Below are 15,236 nucleotides of genomic sequence, written 5' to 3' on the forward strand. Positions count from 1 at the left end.
GAAAATTTGGAAAAGACAGAATCAGTGTGATACCTGTCCTTTTCTTTAGTTTTAATAGTATTAAATTGAACGTTTACTTAAATCATATCAATTAAGCGCCTCCAAAAGCTTTTTTCCCCTCCTCAAAACAGTTGGTTTCGTGAACACTTTTTCGGTACAAACCTGAGCTTAAGATCTAAAAACCCCTATATTCGTTTATCAGTATTCACGGGGCTGGAAACCTCTTTGGAAGATCCGGAAAGCGCAACAATTCTAGGTGAAATGTTCAGAAAATTAAAGAGACCATTTATTTTACAGTAACGCCTCAACCTCTTCAATTTCTTCGTTAAATACCATTATTTCGTCATCATCCAATCCGTAAAACGTCTCTAATGCTTCATATTTTTTTTGATAAAAGTTTATTTGCTTCATATTGCTCCTTATTTAATAATGATAAGAATAACATCGGCCTCTATTTAAGTCTGTTTACTATTCTAGTATGTTCGTCTTTTGAATACAATTACAGGTCAGATAAAAGCGTAGAAGAGTCATGGCTCGGGGATGAAAAATCCTTGAGTTGCGGCTTTTTATGTATGGCTAAAATGGTAAATACTTTTCCTTTTTGTTGAGTGATTATATAATTTGATAGATTGATAAATCGCGGTTTGCCATTACGCAGAAGGAAATACAATGAATACAATAGATATCAAGGAAATCAGAATACCAAGTGGATATGAGAACAGGGTCTTTTTCATTGATGGCAAACCATTATATGAATATTTCGAGGAGTGGCTACCCGACAATTCAGAGTTTATGAAAAGGTTAACTCCACTGGATTGTTTTGCAATCTGTTGGACAGACAAATATGATAATGAGGGAGATGCCAGATTTATGAGATTTGTATTGAATCAAAGACAGGCAATAACTCCCATACTTAGTTGTCCGGATGATTTTGATTTTTCCTGCTTAGTTATTGTTGTGGATGTTATTATGCAGAAAAAAACAGTTATTTGGAAGCGGATCGGGATAGTAGACCATAGCAAAGAAGATGGCGAAGAAGAGAGGCTTAGCGGGATTCTAGATTTGGAAAAATACACGGATGAGGACTGGGAGCTCTATGGCGACAATATAGCTTTGGCAAAAGTGGACAGTAAAGAATGGTTCGAGTGGATTGCAATTTTGAGTTTGAAAGAGAAAATTATATTCATTTAATTGATAGCTGCTATTAGCATTTGTGGCAGATGAGAGGTGACTATGTATCCGGTTAGAGATAAGACAGAAGAAATATTGAGAGAAGCAGAGAGCTGCAATCCGGGGCCTTGGGGCAATCATAGCAGAACTGCGGCTCATTGTGCAGAGAAGATTGCTGAATACTCCGGAATGGATTCCGAGAAGGCATATGTTTTAGGATTGCTTCATGATATAGGCAGAAAGTTCGGGAAAAGACATCTTGGACATGTTTCAGACGGTTATTCCTATATGATGTCACTTGGGTATGATGATGTGGCGCGTATCTGTCTTACACACTCATTTAATGAGAAAGACATCGAAGGATACGTCGGAAAACGTGATACAACTCCCGAAGAAACGGAACTTATCCAAACAGGGCTTGCAGAAATAGAACTGGATGATTACGACAAATTGATTCAACTCTGTGATGCAATCTCAGGAGCTGAAGGTGTCATGGATATCATTGATAGGATGACTGATGTAAAGAATCGGTATGGCAGTTATGATCAGTCCAAATGGAACACGAATCTTGGATTGAAAGCATACTTCGAGAAAAGAATGGGTAAAGACTTGTATGAAGTGGTTGATAAGGCTAATTTTAGGCCTTAGCAATAGGAAGTCTGGAAAGTAAAGCATCTGCAAATTCAAATTTGTAGAGCGATTAAATTTCAGTATAAACGGTTAAGCAAATCGAGATTTTAGGAGCGCGTGATGAATACCCAAATAGCCTACTGCGGAGTTAACTGCTTTGCATGTTCTGATTACATTAACAAAATCTGTCCTTCCTGCAAGCATACACAGTGGACGGAAGAAGATATATGTATGCCTGTTAAGTGTTGCAAAGAAAAAGAGATCGATTTCTGCGCATTTTGCAATAACTTTCCGTGTGATGATATGGCAGATTTTTATGAGGAGTCAAAAAGTCACAAAGAAGCATATCACAGAATGGTATCGATGAATGCGAACCGCTAACCCGACAACTTCAAATTTGTAGAGCGATTAAATTTCAGTAGAATCGACTAAGGAGAAAATAAACATGAAAGAAGACCTGACTTTCGAAGATGTGTACAATGAGGCTATTCGCCTGACCAAATCTAATCCATTTGAGATAAGGGATGCAGTGGTCAAAGAACTCATTAAGCCTATGTTAAAAGAACATGGTTTTACTGTAGGTGGAAATACCTGGTGCAGGAAGTTGTCTGACGGAGAGAAATTGGTCATCCACATGGATGGAAACAGATTTAACAATATATTGTCTGGAGTATCCTTTGGTTTTCGTATCAGTTTGCATGATGGAAGGAATGGAGCAAAACCAAAATACGGAATAGGCGAGATGAAGATAGATAGCAATTATTTCTTGCCGTATTTTGGAATGTGCTCACCTTTGTATAATGTTGAAGGCTACAATATAGGCGGGTTCAGGGATGGAATGCCCGTAGATATGCCTGTTGAAGAGATCAAGAAATATATAAGAGATGATTTCGAGCAGTATATTCTTCCGGAGTTGTTAAAAGTTGATAGCCGTGAAGACTATAAAGAAATGTACGGCAGGTTCTGCCAGGAAAAGCGATCTAAGGACCTCGATGTAAGAATAGCATGGTTTATCCATAGTGTGCAGTATTCGTTTATTTCGTATCGTGCGGATGGCAAAGTTCATGAAGACCTGATCAAGAGCAAAAGGAGCCTAAAAATAACAAAGGAAGAGATACTTTCCAATCTTGATCTTGCAGACAAGATGAGATGCAATTTGAATGACACCAGTATCGATGCCAAGCCTATTTTGATGCAGCTTGCTGAAGAAGAGTAGTTCGCATTCTAATCTTTGAATGATTTTGAAACGATTATCATACAGCTTAACTGGCTTGATATCCGTGCTGGTAAGTTATATAATTCTCTGTGATTTTGTGCAATAGCATAAGAAAAAAGTATTGTTTGGAGGAAAACATAAATGCCATATGAAGCAGATTTTTTTTGTGATTATAAGGGGTTAAAGAAGGCGACAAGAGCTAGGCTGATTATTATGCTAAAGGAATACTGGTGGTTATTTCTCCTTATTTACATAGCTATGCCGGGCAAATTAATCATATCCGGCATAATGAAGAATAATGCCAGCGATATTTTCGCAGGTGCAAGTGCCTCAATTATTCTAATAGTTGTCTATGCTTTTGTAATTGATTTCAGTGTTCGCAGACAGGTAAAGACCAATAAAGCCCTGGGAAATTTAAATGTGCACTACACCTTCAATGAAGAAGATTTCGAGTGGACATCTCCAAAGGTTAGCGCCAGATCAAATTACAGCGCTATCTACAGGATTGTCGAGGACAAAAACTTCTTTTTCCTTAAGCCTTCAGCGAGACAGATGATGATAGTTCCAAAAGAAAACTGCTCGTCTGAGCTGATAGCTTTCCTGGAGAATAAAAAGACTGAGATAAACTGCAATAAGAAAAAAAAGCTTTAAGACATAAAGAAAAGCTTTATCTTTCAGTATAACGCTCCACCTTCTATGGACTTAGAGCGGAAAATTGGAAGTTATTTTCTATAATAAAAGTGAAATGAAGAGAAGAGAGTCTTTACTACGATTTTGTAAGGGCCTCTTTTTTTCTTTGCATGGAAATAGTATCATTGAGAAGTTGCATTTAATATGTTTTGGGAGGAAAACTTTTTTATGGGTGAAAAGAAAGTAACTGGCTTTGATTTCTTATGGTGTGCGCTGTATGCATGTGCGGCTTTTGCTATAGAATTGCTGAGTCAGTTCGTTGAAGGGAAGATGGGGGTTGATGTAAGTAACTACAGTGCATCGCAAAACATAATTCATTGGGTAATAACTACAGTATTGTGGGTCATTGCCGGAATTATAGTAATCTATATCGGAAAGAAAACGACAAACTTCGATATCTGGGAGCGCCGTGAAAAATTAAAGAGATGGCAATACGTAGCACTCTTGGTGTGCTTCGTAGTAAATATCATTGCGAAGTATCTGGATTGGAATGGTTTTAAAGTCCTTATTGAATGGAATTCTAAGGAACCGATCTTGTTCATATTCCAATATATTTATTATCTGGCAGAAGGATTCCTTATTTCTCTTGTTATTGTCTATGGTCAGAAGGCATTTGAGAAATGGTTTAATAACGATAAGATTCCTTATGGGGGAATTGTTCTTGGACTGATATGGGGATTGTTTCACATATTGACTAAAGGTAGTGTGCTTGTTGGGATTTTTTCTGCAGTGGCTGGTTTTCTATTTGGAACAGCATATATTTTTACAAACAAAGATTATAGGAAAGCATTACCTATCATTACGTTACTGTTCATTTTATAGTAACCGTTTTTCAATTGTTATAACTTTAAGTTTGAAGGAATGGTTATATTCCAGGATAATAGTCCAGATGTTTATGTTCAAGGAAAAGAAATACGATTATGCTAAATAGGAATAAAGTAATAAAAGATGTTATAGGCCAGGCCGTAAAGGATATGGGCTTTACTTACAAGCGTAAATTATTTGGTGTCATATGGACTTTCTCAAGAACCGTTGGAAGCGTAGAGCAGTGCATATCTATTCAGCAGGAAAGCTGGGTTCAAAAAGATTACATGCTGATGATCTACACATCTGCCAGAGGGCATGATATTGTGGAAATCGGTAAGGTTTTACCTGAGTATAAGAACAAGAGAAACTGGGAGGCTGAAACAGACGAGGAGTTCGTAAAAGTAATAGAATTCTTTGCTTCATTTTTAAAGGAAAAGGCCCCTGCAATCCTGGAAGAGATGCTAACGGACAAGGGTCCTGTCCAGGAGGATCCTTTTGAAACACCTGAAAGAAAGAAGTATTTTAAAGAGCATAGAAAAGAGTTGGTAGAAAAGTATGATGCTATCTATCATATTCTTTCAATTGAATCCGCAGAGGATAAGCTGAAACGTATTGATGAAGTGCTGTGGGATAAAAGGGAAGCAGAGATAACTCCCGATAATGAGGAAGAGATGTATGACCTTTTCATGGGGCTGGCTGCTATTTTGTCAGAAATAATGCTTGTCTATGATGGCGCCAAGATTAACTATGACAAACAACATGTAGAGCTGACTGTTCCCGGCTGTGCCGCGATTCATCCTTTGTATAACGTGGCTTCGGGCTGGAAGAGCTATCATGTACATAATAACAAATCTACCCTTTACATATGGGCTATCGGCAGGATGATACCAATGATGTGTGAAATGAAAAAGCAGCTAATGAAATTGTGGTAAAAGCTTTGCTAAATTTGAGTATCTCGGAGAAGAACGTGATTTGACGTACTATGTTATTGAAAGATAAATTCAAATTTGTTGGAATAGTTATATTTCAGCATAACTTACTAAAGGAATGTTTCATAAAAGGGAATTAAGACGCATGGCTGATCAAATTGAATTACAAAAAATACATCATTGTCTTAGAATAATCGAAAATATAAAGAAACAGATAGGTGATGAGGACGCAGTTTGCTATGTCGAAAAAGCTATGGATTTAACCCGGAAATGGCTGAATGATAAAACGGATGTATCTCAAAAGTTGTATGATCTTTTAGATGATGAAGAATGTAGTTTGACACTGTATCAGGAATCTGAAAAAGATGAGTGTGTGATTGAAGTATGGAATTGCATTATTGATGCGGTAGCGTATATATGCCGTAAGATTTATGAAGAACAAGGTGCAGATTATTTTCCCGAGCCGATTGAATTGGTTGATGAAGACACCTATTCAAGATTGATAGCTGGTTATGAGAAATGTATGAAACAGTAAATTTCAGGATAACCGAGAAAGATGAATTTGAAGGGATAAAATATGTTTTTTGGTGTAGAAGATTTAAAGACAGATGAAATATTTTTAAAACTAACTAAAACATGTGAGGAACAACCTGAGAAGAGGTGGCTCCCAGCTTATTATTTGGATATTTGTTTAGTGGATGGAACCACGATTGGAAAATGCGATTTAAGGATAGGACACAATGACAAAACATATATTGGCGGCAACATCGGCTATGGAATTGATGAACCTTATCGCGGGCACCATTATGCCGCCAAGGCATGTAAACTTCTGTTTCAACAGGCGAAGAAACATGGCTTGGATTATTTGATTATTACATGTGATCCGGCTAATGTAGCTTCTTACAAAACTTGCGAGCATGTAGGCGGTATATTTATTGAGACAGCAAATATTCCAGAAGATAATGAAATGTATGCGGAGGGTAAACGAAAAGTGAAAGTCTATAGGTTTGATATATAAATCGGAATATATTCCAGGATAACGGAGGAAAAAAGATGGCTGGAACAATTATTTCTGGTGTGATTTTCTGTATAGTTGCAATGATAATGCTTGGAATTGGAGTTAGTCAGCTAAAGAGTAAGGAACCTGTTGGTTTTTATACAGGAGAAAAACCCCCGAAAGTAGATCAATTATCAGATGTCAATTCATGGAATAAGAAACATGGCGTAATGTGGATCATTTATGGCATTTGTATTATTGGCTCGTGGATTTGTTCTGCGTTTATTGGAGGAGACAGCATATACTCCGTGATTCCGTTATGTATAGGCACGATTATTCCTATTCTGATTATGGTATTTCTTCATCACAAATGGGTGAAAAGGTATTTTATACAATAAATTCAAATTTGTAGAGCGATTAAATTACAGGATAATGGACTAAGTAAAACATGAAGAAAAGGATTAATAGAAAAGAATTTAATGATTTTAAAGCTTTAATACAAAGGGATCTAAACTCGGATGAATATCCCTTTGTTGTAACTGTTCAAAAAAATAAAATTGTTGCCAGGTGGAAAACGCAGCAAATCTCGGAAGAAACTGACAACAGGGACACCGGTTCCTTTTATGTGACATATATACTTAGCAGAGACAAAACGTTTTGCGGCGGTGAAACCTTGCTTGTCAAAGATACTTATAAGCCGCCATTGTCCACGGAGACCAGAGCTGTTTTTTCACTCTCTACACCGAAGAATTTGCCTTGGAGAAAAAGAATCGATCATAAGGATTGGGCGAATATTGGATTTGATGAGGACAAACTCCTTTCCATCATTGAACATTATCTGAGAGATCACGGTTTTGCATATCTCCCGGGAATATGGAATCACAAACGCTTAAGCTGGGAAGAGGGATTTTTGTTTCGCATTGCCGGTATTATTTTTCTATTCGTAGGCATTTTTTTGCTAGTGGGATTTTTGAATAGCTCAATGATCAGTGATTGCTTACGAGTAGATGCTTTTTTCGCAGCAGCTATTTTCCTTCTTTTGTTTGCGACGCTGCTACCATTGATCATGATCATAATTGGAGTCCTGATGTCTCTGATTGGATTTGGCAAAATGGAATTCTATGACCTCAGGCCGGAAGTGGGCATCAAGTTGGTTTTAGGTATCATTATAGTATCCTGGTCAGTGATATTTGCATTGACTATTTCAAATTGAAGGATGTGACGATCATAGGTATATCTCTCGGAGGGTACCTTGCACCCAGAGCCGCAGCTTTTGACAAGATCACGCAGGATATGCAGGATAAATGCGAAGAAATTTTGTAGCAACGAATGATCAGATCATCTTCTGCATTTTGGGGCCCATAGGGGATTGGATAAAAAGTCTTGCCTGAGTTCGTAATTGTAGAAATATATGATAGTAAGATATATCGGAAGATAAATTGCCACGGAGGAGAATTAGAATATATGTATAAAAACGGAATTACAGATACAAAAGGAATGGCATGTAAACGATGATTGAAATGATCATGAAAAAGGCTACAGGGGCCGGAATATTGGCCGTTTGTATTTCCTTGTTGGCGGGATGCGGTTTTATCGCTCCAAGTCAAGGTCATGTGGCCCGCCAGATGGCGAAAAAGTATGGGGAAAGATTCGAATATATAGACAATGACGAGGAAACTTCACAGTACAGATACCGGACTAGCCAAATGGCGTCCAATGAAAAGATTGCTGTATCTTATCGTGAGGACGTTCTGAAGGATGAGTATGCATCCTACCTATTACAGTATGATGAAGCTGAGTATATCTCTAAATACTTTGATAAGTTTTTTGCTGAGTATAAGGTTTATCCAACAATTCGATATCTTTCGAGTGACCTTGATGCCAATAGCACATTGGATGATCTATATGAAGCAAATCCAAATATAAGAGTATACATTCGCTTCATCATTCCAGAGAGGGAATTAACCAGTAATTCTGACATGAATAAGCGTATGGAGCTTTGTTGCAAGGATATAGCAACAGATGGAAAAAGATATACTATCGTAGCATATCCGGTTGATGACGATAGATATTATACTTTTGATCGCAGTGACACAGCTGATTTTAATACTGTTAAGGATGATTACTGGAGCTGTAGTATCTCCGGTGGAGTGGTAAAGGTCAGCGATCTGATGGATTAAATATGAAAGAATATTATGATATTACAAAATGAAAAGATCCGCAGCGAAAAGCTGTATCGAGTAGGATATCTACCGAGCATAAACAAATACGTTATGGCATGCGTGGTTCCATGGATTTCGTGGTACGACAGGTATTTTGAGATATCAGAAGCTGAATACAATAGCTTTGGCTTAGAGGATTTAGATAAACTTGCCACGGAGCTTTGCAACAGAGGTAACTCATCGCCTCGTTTTTTGTTTTCTGATAAGAACGGAGAAAACAATGAAGAACAGCGTGCTTTACGGGAAAAGGCGGAACTAACATGAATTTAACAGAAGCTTTTATATAACTAATCGCTCGCAACCAAATTTAACAAAAAATAGAAAAATTTGTAAGCTTCGCTTGGTAGACAGGCGGAGCTTACTTTTTTATGATTAAAAAAATGTTAAAATATTTAGCAAAGGTGGTAGAAATATGAGAAAGGCATATTTGGATAATATTCGCTGGATAACAGTAGTGCTGGTTGTCATCTATCATGTAATCTACATATTCAACGGTGTAATACAACATGGAATCATCGGTCCCTTCAGTGAGCACCAGCCCCAGGATACGTATCAGTACATTGTATATCCCTGGTTCATGTTACTTCTGTTTGTGGTATCCGGCATGTCAGCCCGCTATGAACTGGTTAAGCGAACAGAGAAGGAATTCATCAGAGTAAGGACAAGAAAGTATCTTGTGCCATCAACAATCGGCCTTCTGGTTTTCGGCTGGGTTCTTGGCTATTACAACATGCTGATGTCCGGTGCTTTTAATTCCATGAACAACGTACCGGGGCCAATCCTTTTCCTGATAATGGCAGTCAGCGGATCAGGTCCGCTGTGGTACATTCAGATGCTTTGGCTCTTCAGCCTGATACTGGTACTGATCAGAAGGATTGAAAAAGACAGATTCTATAATATCTGTGGCAAAGCAAATCTTTTGACACTTATACTTCTTGTCATACCCGTATACGGAGCAGCGCAGATACTTAACACACCGATAATAGTGGTATACAGATTCGGTATTTACGGACTGGGCTTTTTGATCGGCTACTTTGTACTGTCCCATGACGAAGTGATGGATCGACTTGGCGAAAGCTGGCTGTTATTAAGCATTCTTGCCCTCGCATCCTGCGTAGCCTTCGTGATTTTATATATAGGTCAGCCTTATCCGGATCACGTGGTTCTGGATACAATCATGTGCAATGTATACGCATGGTTTGGAACACTCGGTATACTTGCCTTCATGAAAAAATGGGGCAATTTTGAGAATGCCTTCTCAAGGTGGATGTGCCGAAAATCATGGGGCCTCTATGTATTCCATTATCTGATGATCGCTGTCAGCGGATGGTATCTGCATACATTATGTCCGTCCCTTGCTCCTGTCATCGTATACCTGTTGGTTGCAATAGCAGCATTCGCAGGCTCCTACCTTCTGTATGAAATCATGAGCCGTATACCTTTCATAAGGTGGTGTGTTCTGGGAATAAAAAAGGAGAAGAAAGAATGAGTTTTGCTGATAACCTTATTGAATTAAGAAAGCTTAACAATCTGTCGCAGGAAGACATCGCCGAGAAAATAGGCGTATCCAGGCAGACGCTTTCAAAATATGAGACCGGAGAGTCGCTTCCGGATATAGAGAGGTGTAAGCAGCTGGCGGACATCTTCGGTGTAACCATGGACGATCTTATCTCATATGAAAAGACTGATTCAGAGAACCTGGGATATGGCATACCACCAAAAGGAAAACATATCTTTGGATTGGTCAAAGTAGGAGATAAGGGTCAGATCGTCATTCCTGCCAAAGCAAGAAAGATCTTCGATATAAGAACAGGCGACAATCTGATAGTTCTCGGAGATGAATTCCAGGGTATTGCCCTTATAAAAGAAAAAGGTCTCCTGGGACTTATCAACAGTGCAAAAGGAAGTATGGAGTGACTATGAACAAGAGGAGAAGATGAAAATGATTGATATAAGAATTGCTACAAAAGATGATATAGACTGTCTGATGAGTATTCGCCTTGAGATGCTTACGGTAGTGAACAACCTACCAGAAAATTATGAACATTCAGATGAAGTGATAAATGAAAGTCGTGATTACTTTTTAAATGGAGATCAGATGACTGTTCTGGCTAGCGACGGAGATAAAGTTATTGGTTGTGCATCCATGAGTTTTATCAGGATAATGCCAACCTTTGCGCACCCTACAGGAAAAAGAGCCCATCTTATGAATGTCTACACAAGAAGTGAATACCATCGTCAGGGAATAGCGCGAAAAATGGTTGAAATGCTGATCGAGAAAACATGGGAAAAAGGTGCAACAGAGATCAGTCTTGATGCAACCGCAATGGGAAGACCACTCTATGAAAGTATGGGCTTTACTGATTCTACAGAATGTATGGTACTGACGAATCTGTAGGAGGAATAGTATGAGAGAAATAACACCGAACGAGGTAAGCAAACTGTACGATTGTATTCGTGAGTTATCAGACTATCACAATACAACTTCTGTGAATTTCAAAGGATTTTATCCTTTAAATTCATATGAAAAGACCCTGGAATCATTTGAGGCTGCATTACGAGAGAAAAAATCCTATATTGCAGTCACTGAAATTGAAGACCGGATTATCGGCTTCTGCAAAGTAGATATTATAGGAGGAATCGGTAAACTGGACTATTTGGTGGTGAAGGAAGAATTCCGAGGAAAAGGGTTTGGTAAAGAACTCATGGACTGGGCTATGCTAATGTTTGACCAAAATAATGTCAGACATATCGAAGTAAAAGTGGTTGATGGTAACAAGACGATTCATTTGTATGAAAAGTATGGTTTCAAAATGAAATCTCACATATTAGGGATTGAGCGATGAACTACCTCCGTGTGTGCTTGAGAGATATATCAGTAACCCTGATGTGGAGCACCACAACTCCTACGCAACATTTCTGATAGACGGAGAACTGATTGATTGTTATACGGCCTGTATCACAACAAAGAGTTATGCCGAGGCACAATCAGGCTTTATGTCCAACGATGCTACGGCTCTAGTTCCTGTTGACGGAACGGATATTTATTATACCAGCGAACAGGCATCAAACTTTGATGAGGTCTTTGGAACAAATACCGGTTATGTAACTGATCCGGAGGAATGTATGGCGGATAACTTTGCCTATGCGATGCTATACGGTATGAAAGGCAAAGACGGTAAAGGATATCCGAACCCGGAGATCATCCAGGGGATAATTGATTACCTGAAGCAATAATATGGACGAATTCCTAAAAATGAAAAGTGAGATTATGAACAAGAAATATATACCAAGGAAAATGATCCCTCGAAGTCGTTTCAGAGACCTGTATAAAGAATGGGACGAGGAGGACCGGGCTCTTTTGATAGATAAGATGAATGTCCTTCTCTTCGAGAACTCTCAATATACAGATTCCAAGAACTACGGGTTTTTGTGTAATCTTCTTACATCCCTTGCTATCGTTCAAGTGCTTGAAAGTAAGGGCATGCCGAGAAAAGAGGCTGAACAGTATACAGCCGATGCTATGTATAAGTTCATAGAACCGCAGATCAAGTCTATGAAAAAGCTGGCGAACAATGGCTGGTTTGTGCGTTTTCTCAAGCTTACTATGCCAATGAAGTTTAGGAATACACTTGGATATGGATGGGATGTTGAGTTCCCGAAGTGCGGTAGGGATGAGTTTTCTATGATAACGCATAAGTGCATTTTCCATCAGATATTCGAAAAATATGGTATGCCTGAGATGACTGCGATATTCTGCAAGGTTGATGATATTTTATACAGTGATCTGCCCCGTGCGGATTTTTTATATTCACAGCAGATAGGGAACGGCGGGACTATGTGCGATTATAAGTTCAGAAGAAAAAAACTTTCAGTTTGACGTACAATTGTCTCAAGACACAGCCGATAAAGGTATGAAGCCATGAAGAAACCTGACTTTAAGGATCTGAAAAAACTAATAAAGGCGATAAATGACACCAACGATGCGTTTAAGAGCATCTATGCAGAGAAAGACTCGCAGGAAAGCCGCATTAAAGCCATTTGCAAAAGGATGGCATCCGAAAAAGCCAGAGAATCTCTTGGCGAATTTTCCGTTGAGGAGCTTAAGAATGCCAAGGTTGGTATACGCGTGGCAGCCCTTCAGGAGGCCGGATATACCGACCTTGGGAAGATCGCAAAAGCTACTGATTACGACATCCGGAACATAGAAGGCATCGGCGATAAGCAGATAGAGGCCATAAGGCATATTATCACTGAATTTGCAAACAGCCTCTCATCAAGGGTTTCCATCGTGCTTGATGCAAATGACCCTGAGCTGATTACTGAGATGTACCGCTATCTAAAGAGTGAAGATGTGCGCAGAGATGCTCAGGAGCCGGCCAAAAACCTTGATCTGTATGCCGCGAAAGTCGCATCCTCAGGTATAATACTTGGCGGCTTTGGATGGCTCTTTTCCGGAAACGATAAAAAAACCCGCACCATTAATATGGTTTCGGAGATATACGAATTCTGCAACAGCGCTTTCTTTGAAAAGCTCCTTGGCCTTATTGACAGGTATCACTGCGCCATCAATTCGCTTAGCGAAGATGCAGTGCAGGCTTTTACGCTAAACAGCGCGGATTTCTATGCCCTGCTGGAGAAGCTTGGAAGTAGCAGTGGTAACAGGCCGTTTATCTACGACAGCATACCCGGGCAGCTGGCCGAAGAAATAAGTAGCATACAACTTTCGCAAAAGACCTTTCGAGGGAACCTGCGTGTATATCAGGAATTCGGCGCAAAGTATATATTGCATCAAAGCAAGGTCCTCCTCGGCGATGAGATGGGCCTTGGTAAGACCATTCAGGCGATAGCTGCCATGGCTCATATTCAAGAAACCACGGATGGATTATGTCATTTTCTGGTGGTCTGCCCGGCCAGTGTCCTTGTCAACTGGTCAAAAGAGCTATCGAAGTTCAGCAACATTGATGCGTACATTCTGCATGGCCAGACTTTAGATGATGCATTTGACAGGTGGAGAGATCATGGGGGAGCCGCCATCACCAACTACGAATCCATGGGGAAAATAGTGAATCGTATCGACAATCACATGACTCTCGAGATGCTGGTAATTGATGAGGCGCATTACATCAAGAACCCCGATGCCAAGAGGACCATGTACATCAGGCGCCTTGATAATGAATCCAAGCGCATTCTTATGATGACCGGGACACCTCTGGAGAATCGTGTCGATGAAATGTGCAATCTGATAGATTTTGTAAGGCCTGACATGACCAAGGAGGTTCGAGGAATGGCGCACCTTAGCCATGTTCCGGAATTCAGAGAGGCGCTATCTCCTGTTTATCTGCGAAGGACAAGGACTCAGGTGTTAAAAGAGCTGCCTCCTATCGACGAGAAACAGGAATGGTGCGAAATGTCTTTTGACGACCAAAAAGCGTATACTGCGGCTGTCATGAACAGGAATTTCCAGGATATGCGCCGCGTGGGCTTTCTTCAGGAAGACATAAAAACTTCCGCTAAAACCTGCAGGCTCCTTGAGCTGTGCAATGAGGCAAAGGCGGAGGGAAGAAAAGTCGTTGTGTATTCCTTCTTTAGAGATACCATATCCAAAGTGGCCACGATCCTTGGCGATAAGTGCATAGGCGTTATAAGTGGAGATACACCCGTAGCTCATAGGCAGGATATAGTCGACAGATTTGGCGAGGCAAAAGATGGAAGCATCCTGCTCTGCCAGATAATAGCAGGAGGAGTGGGTCTTAACATACAGGCTGCCAGCATGGTGATATTCTGTGAGCCGCAGATAAAGCCGTCCCTTACAAGCCAGGCACTCTCCAGGGTTTACCGAATGGGCCAGGTCAGGAACGTGACGGTGTACCATCTTCTTTGCCCGGAAACCATAGACGAAGAAATGATGCTGGTGCTTGAACAGAAGCAGAACGAATTCGACAATTATGCAGGCGAATCAGTACTGGCAGGTGCTTTCGACAACCTTATGGACAAGGAATGGATCAGCGATGTGATTGAAAAAGAAAGCAAGAAGTATTAAAAGCGAGGTTTCAGGATAATAAGAATCTTCATATGGAACTGAGTTGGCTTGACGTGGAGAAACGTTTGCTTGAGCATCCGGGCTCCATGGATGTTTTGAGAAGGATGGAGGAGAGCGGAGGAGAACCGGATACCATCGGCTATGACGAAAAGACGGGAAAGCCAATTTTCTGCGACTGCGCAAAGGAGTCCCCTTCTGGGCGCAGAAGCCTGTGCTATGACGAAAAGGCATTACAGGGGCGTGCTAAAAACCCGCCGTCAGGCAGCGCCGAATGGAAAGCAAAAGAAATCGGCGTTTTGATCATGACGGAGGAACTCTATCGCCGACTGCAAAGTCTCGGGGAATTTGATTTGAAAACGTCAAGTTGGATCACTACGCCGGATGATATTCGCGACAAGGGCGGTGCATTGTTCTGCGAACGACGTTACGGTACGGTTTTCACATTCCATAACGGGGCGGATTCGTACTATTCCGTGCGCGGGTTCAGAGGCTATACGCTTATATAAAAAAGAATAATCCAGGCATTGCCTGG

General features: G+C 40.2%; 20 protein-coding genes. All 20 read left to right on the top strand.

What is annotated here, in order from left to right; genetic code table 11:
* Window positions 1–669: 669 nt before the first annotated feature.
* The 20 genes from G589_RS21395 to G589_RS20295 all read left to right on the top strand — a co-directional run bounded on the left by G589_RS21395 (window position 670) and on the right by G589_RS20295 (window position 15,210).
* Window positions 670–1,191 carry a hypothetical protein gene (locus tag G589_RS21395; RefSeq protein WP_026522793.1) on the top strand — a complete coding sequence of 174 codons (522 nt, stop codon included), beginning with the start codon at window positions 670–672 and terminating at the stop codon, window positions 1,189–1,191.
* A gap of 42 nt (window positions 1,192–1,233) precedes the next feature.
* Window positions 1,234–1,818, top strand: a complete 585-nt coding sequence (locus G589_RS0115635) for an HD domain-containing protein (protein WP_026522794.1) — start codon at window positions 1,234–1,236, stop codon at window positions 1,816–1,818.
* A 102-nt stretch (window positions 1,819–1,920) separates the two neighbouring features.
* The gene (locus G589_RS0115640; protein WP_026522795.1) at window positions 1,921–2,181 is read left to right on the top strand and encodes a DUF3795 domain-containing protein; all 261 of its coding nucleotides are present in this window, start codon (window positions 1,921–1,923) and stop codon (window positions 2,179–2,181) included.
* Window positions 2,182–2,245: 64 nt separating this feature from the next.
* Entirely contained in the window at window positions 2,246–3,016 is a 771-nt protein-coding gene (locus G589_RS0115645; RefSeq protein ID WP_026522796.1) for a hypothetical protein, read from the top strand.
* A 141-nt stretch (window positions 3,017–3,157) separates the two neighbouring features.
* Window positions 3,158–3,667 carry a YcxB family protein gene (locus G589_RS0115650; protein WP_026522797.1) on the top strand — a complete coding sequence of 170 codons (510 nt, stop codon included), beginning with the start codon at window positions 3,158–3,160 and terminating at the stop codon, window positions 3,665–3,667.
* A gap of 207 nt (window positions 3,668–3,874) precedes the next feature.
* Window positions 3,875–4,528 carry a hypothetical protein gene (locus G589_RS0115655; RefSeq protein ID WP_026522798.1) on the top strand — a complete coding sequence of 218 codons (654 nt, stop codon included), beginning with the start codon at window positions 3,875–3,877 and terminating at the stop codon, window positions 4,526–4,528.
* A 98-nt stretch (window positions 4,529–4,626) separates the two neighbouring features.
* A complete protein-coding gene (locus G589_RS0115660) occupies window positions 4,627–5,445 on the top strand; it encodes a hypothetical protein (protein ID WP_026522799.1) in 819 nt (272 codons plus the stop codon).
* A 142-nt stretch (window positions 5,446–5,587) separates the two neighbouring features.
* Window positions 5,588–5,977 (top strand): Imm6 family immunity protein, encoded by a 390-nt coding sequence (locus G589_RS21400; RefSeq protein WP_051192458.1) that lies wholly within the window; start codon window positions 5,588–5,590, stop codon window positions 5,975–5,977.
* A gap of 42 nt (window positions 5,978–6,019) precedes the next feature.
* The gene (locus G589_RS0115670) at window positions 6,020–6,460 is read left to right on the top strand and encodes a GNAT family N-acetyltransferase (protein WP_026522800.1); all 441 of its coding nucleotides are present in this window, start codon (window positions 6,020–6,022) and stop codon (window positions 6,458–6,460) included.
* 35 nt (window positions 6,461–6,495) lie between these two features.
* Window positions 6,496–6,837 (top strand): hypothetical protein, encoded by a 342-nt coding sequence (locus G589_RS0115675; protein ID WP_026522801.1) that lies wholly within the window; start codon window positions 6,496–6,498, stop codon window positions 6,835–6,837.
* 50 nt (window positions 6,838–6,887) lie between these two features.
* Complete coding sequence (locus G589_RS0115680) at window positions 6,888–7,652, top strand: hypothetical protein (RefSeq protein ID WP_026511902.1); 765 nt, start codon at window positions 6,888–6,890, stop codon at window positions 7,650–7,652.
* 298 nt (window positions 7,653–7,950) lie between these two features.
* Window positions 7,951–8,619 (top strand): hypothetical protein, encoded by a 669-nt coding sequence (locus G589_RS0115685; protein WP_155832565.1) that lies wholly within the window; start codon window positions 7,951–7,953, stop codon window positions 8,617–8,619.
* 454 nt (window positions 8,620–9,073) lie between these two features.
* Window positions 9,074–10,150, top strand: a complete 1,077-nt coding sequence (locus G589_RS0115695) for an acyltransferase family protein (RefSeq protein WP_026522803.1) — start codon at window positions 9,074–9,076, stop codon at window positions 10,148–10,150.
* Complete coding sequence (locus G589_RS0115700; RefSeq protein WP_026522804.1) at window positions 10,147–10,578, top strand: helix-turn-helix domain-containing protein; 432 nt, start codon at window positions 10,147–10,149, stop codon at window positions 10,576–10,578. Before G589_RS0115695 ends, G589_RS0115700 begins: the two co-directional genes overlap by 4 nt.
* Before the next feature lie 25 nt (window positions 10,579–10,603).
* Window positions 10,604–11,059, top strand: coding sequence for a GNAT family N-acetyltransferase (locus G589_RS0115705; protein WP_035776346.1), 456 nt, complete (start codon window positions 10,604–10,606; stop codon window positions 11,057–11,059).
* Window positions 11,060–11,069: 10 nt separating this feature from the next.
* Complete coding sequence (locus tag G589_RS21405; protein WP_051192464.1) at window positions 11,070–11,507, top strand: GNAT family N-acetyltransferase; 438 nt, start codon at window positions 11,070–11,072, stop codon at window positions 11,505–11,507.
* Window positions 11,508–11,520: 13 nt separating this feature from the next.
* Window positions 11,521–11,898: a hypothetical protein gene (locus G589_RS20285; protein ID WP_026522806.1), complete on the top strand. Its 378-nt coding sequence runs from the start codon at window positions 11,521–11,523 to the stop codon at window positions 11,896–11,898.
* Window positions 11,899–11,917: 19 nt separating this feature from the next.
* Window positions 11,918–12,541 (top strand): L-2-amino-thiazoline-4-carboxylic acid hydrolase, encoded by a 624-nt coding sequence (locus G589_RS0115720; protein ID WP_196811899.1) that lies wholly within the window; start codon window positions 11,918–11,920, stop codon window positions 12,539–12,541.
* Between the two features lie 42 nt (window positions 12,542–12,583).
* Window positions 12,584–14,704, top strand: coding sequence for a DEAD/DEAH box helicase (locus G589_RS20290; RefSeq protein ID WP_051192465.1), 2,121 nt, complete (start codon window positions 12,584–12,586; stop codon window positions 14,702–14,704).
* Window positions 14,705–14,736: 32 nt separating this feature from the next.
* Window positions 14,737–15,210, top strand: coding sequence for a DUF4256 domain-containing protein (locus G589_RS20295; protein ID WP_051192467.1), 474 nt, complete (start codon window positions 14,737–14,739; stop codon window positions 15,208–15,210).
* Window positions 15,211–15,236: the final 26 nt, after the last annotated feature.

The sequence above is a fragment of the Butyrivibrio sp. VCB2001 genome (genome assembly GCF_000423965.1).
In the GTDB taxonomy this organism is placed as follows: Bacteria; Bacillota; Clostridia; order Lachnospirales; family Lachnospiraceae; genus Butyrivibrio.

Coding starts and splice junctions, on each gene's coding strand:
- G589_RS21395 (WP_026522793.1), top strand. CDS start 670: ATGAATACAATAGATATCAAGGAAATCAGAATACCAAGTGGATATGAG.
- G589_RS0115635 (WP_026522794.1), top strand. CDS start 1,234: ATGTATCCGGTTAGAGATAAGACAGAAGAAATATTGAGAGAAGCAGAG.
- G589_RS0115640 (WP_026522795.1), top strand. CDS start 1,921: ATGAATACCCAAATAGCCTACTGCGGAGTTAACTGCTTTGCATGTTCT.
- G589_RS0115645 (WP_026522796.1), top strand. CDS start 2,246: ATGAAAGAAGACCTGACTTTCGAAGATGTGTACAATGAGGCTATTCGC.
- G589_RS0115650 (WP_026522797.1), top strand. CDS start 3,158: ATGCCATATGAAGCAGATTTTTTTTGTGATTATAAGGGGTTAAAGAAG.
- G589_RS0115655 (WP_026522798.1), top strand. CDS start 3,875: ATGGGTGAAAAGAAAGTAACTGGCTTTGATTTCTTATGGTGTGCGCTG.
- G589_RS0115660 (WP_026522799.1), top strand. CDS start 4,627: ATGCTAAATAGGAATAAAGTAATAAAAGATGTTATAGGCCAGGCCGTA.
- G589_RS21400 (WP_051192458.1), top strand. CDS start 5,588: ATGGCTGATCAAATTGAATTACAAAAAATACATCATTGTCTTAGAATA.
- G589_RS0115670 (WP_026522800.1), top strand. CDS start 6,020: ATGTTTTTTGGTGTAGAAGATTTAAAGACAGATGAAATATTTTTAAAA.
- G589_RS0115675 (WP_026522801.1), top strand. CDS start 6,496: ATGGCTGGAACAATTATTTCTGGTGTGATTTTCTGTATAGTTGCAATG.
- G589_RS0115680 (WP_026511902.1), top strand. CDS start 6,888: ATGAAGAAAAGGATTAATAGAAAAGAATTTAATGATTTTAAAGCTTTA.
- G589_RS0115685 (WP_155832565.1), top strand. CDS start 7,951: ATGATTGAAATGATCATGAAAAAGGCTACAGGGGCCGGAATATTGGCC.
- G589_RS0115695 (WP_026522803.1), top strand. CDS start 9,074: ATGAGAAAGGCATATTTGGATAATATTCGCTGGATAACAGTAGTGCTG.
- G589_RS0115700 (WP_026522804.1), top strand. CDS start 10,147: ATGAGTTTTGCTGATAACCTTATTGAATTAAGAAAGCTTAACAATCTG.
- G589_RS0115705 (WP_035776346.1), top strand. CDS start 10,604: ATGATTGATATAAGAATTGCTACAAAAGATGATATAGACTGTCTGATG.
- G589_RS21405 (WP_051192464.1), top strand. CDS start 11,070: ATGAGAGAAATAACACCGAACGAGGTAAGCAAACTGTACGATTGTATT.
- G589_RS0115720 (WP_196811899.1), top strand. CDS start 11,918: ATGAAAAGTGAGATTATGAACAAGAAATATATACCAAGGAAAATGATC.
- G589_RS20290 (WP_051192465.1), top strand. CDS start 12,584: ATGAAGAAACCTGACTTTAAGGATCTGAAAAAACTAATAAAGGCGATA.
- G589_RS20295 (WP_051192467.1), top strand. CDS start 14,737: ATGGAACTGAGTTGGCTTGACGTGGAGAAACGTTTGCTTGAGCATCCG.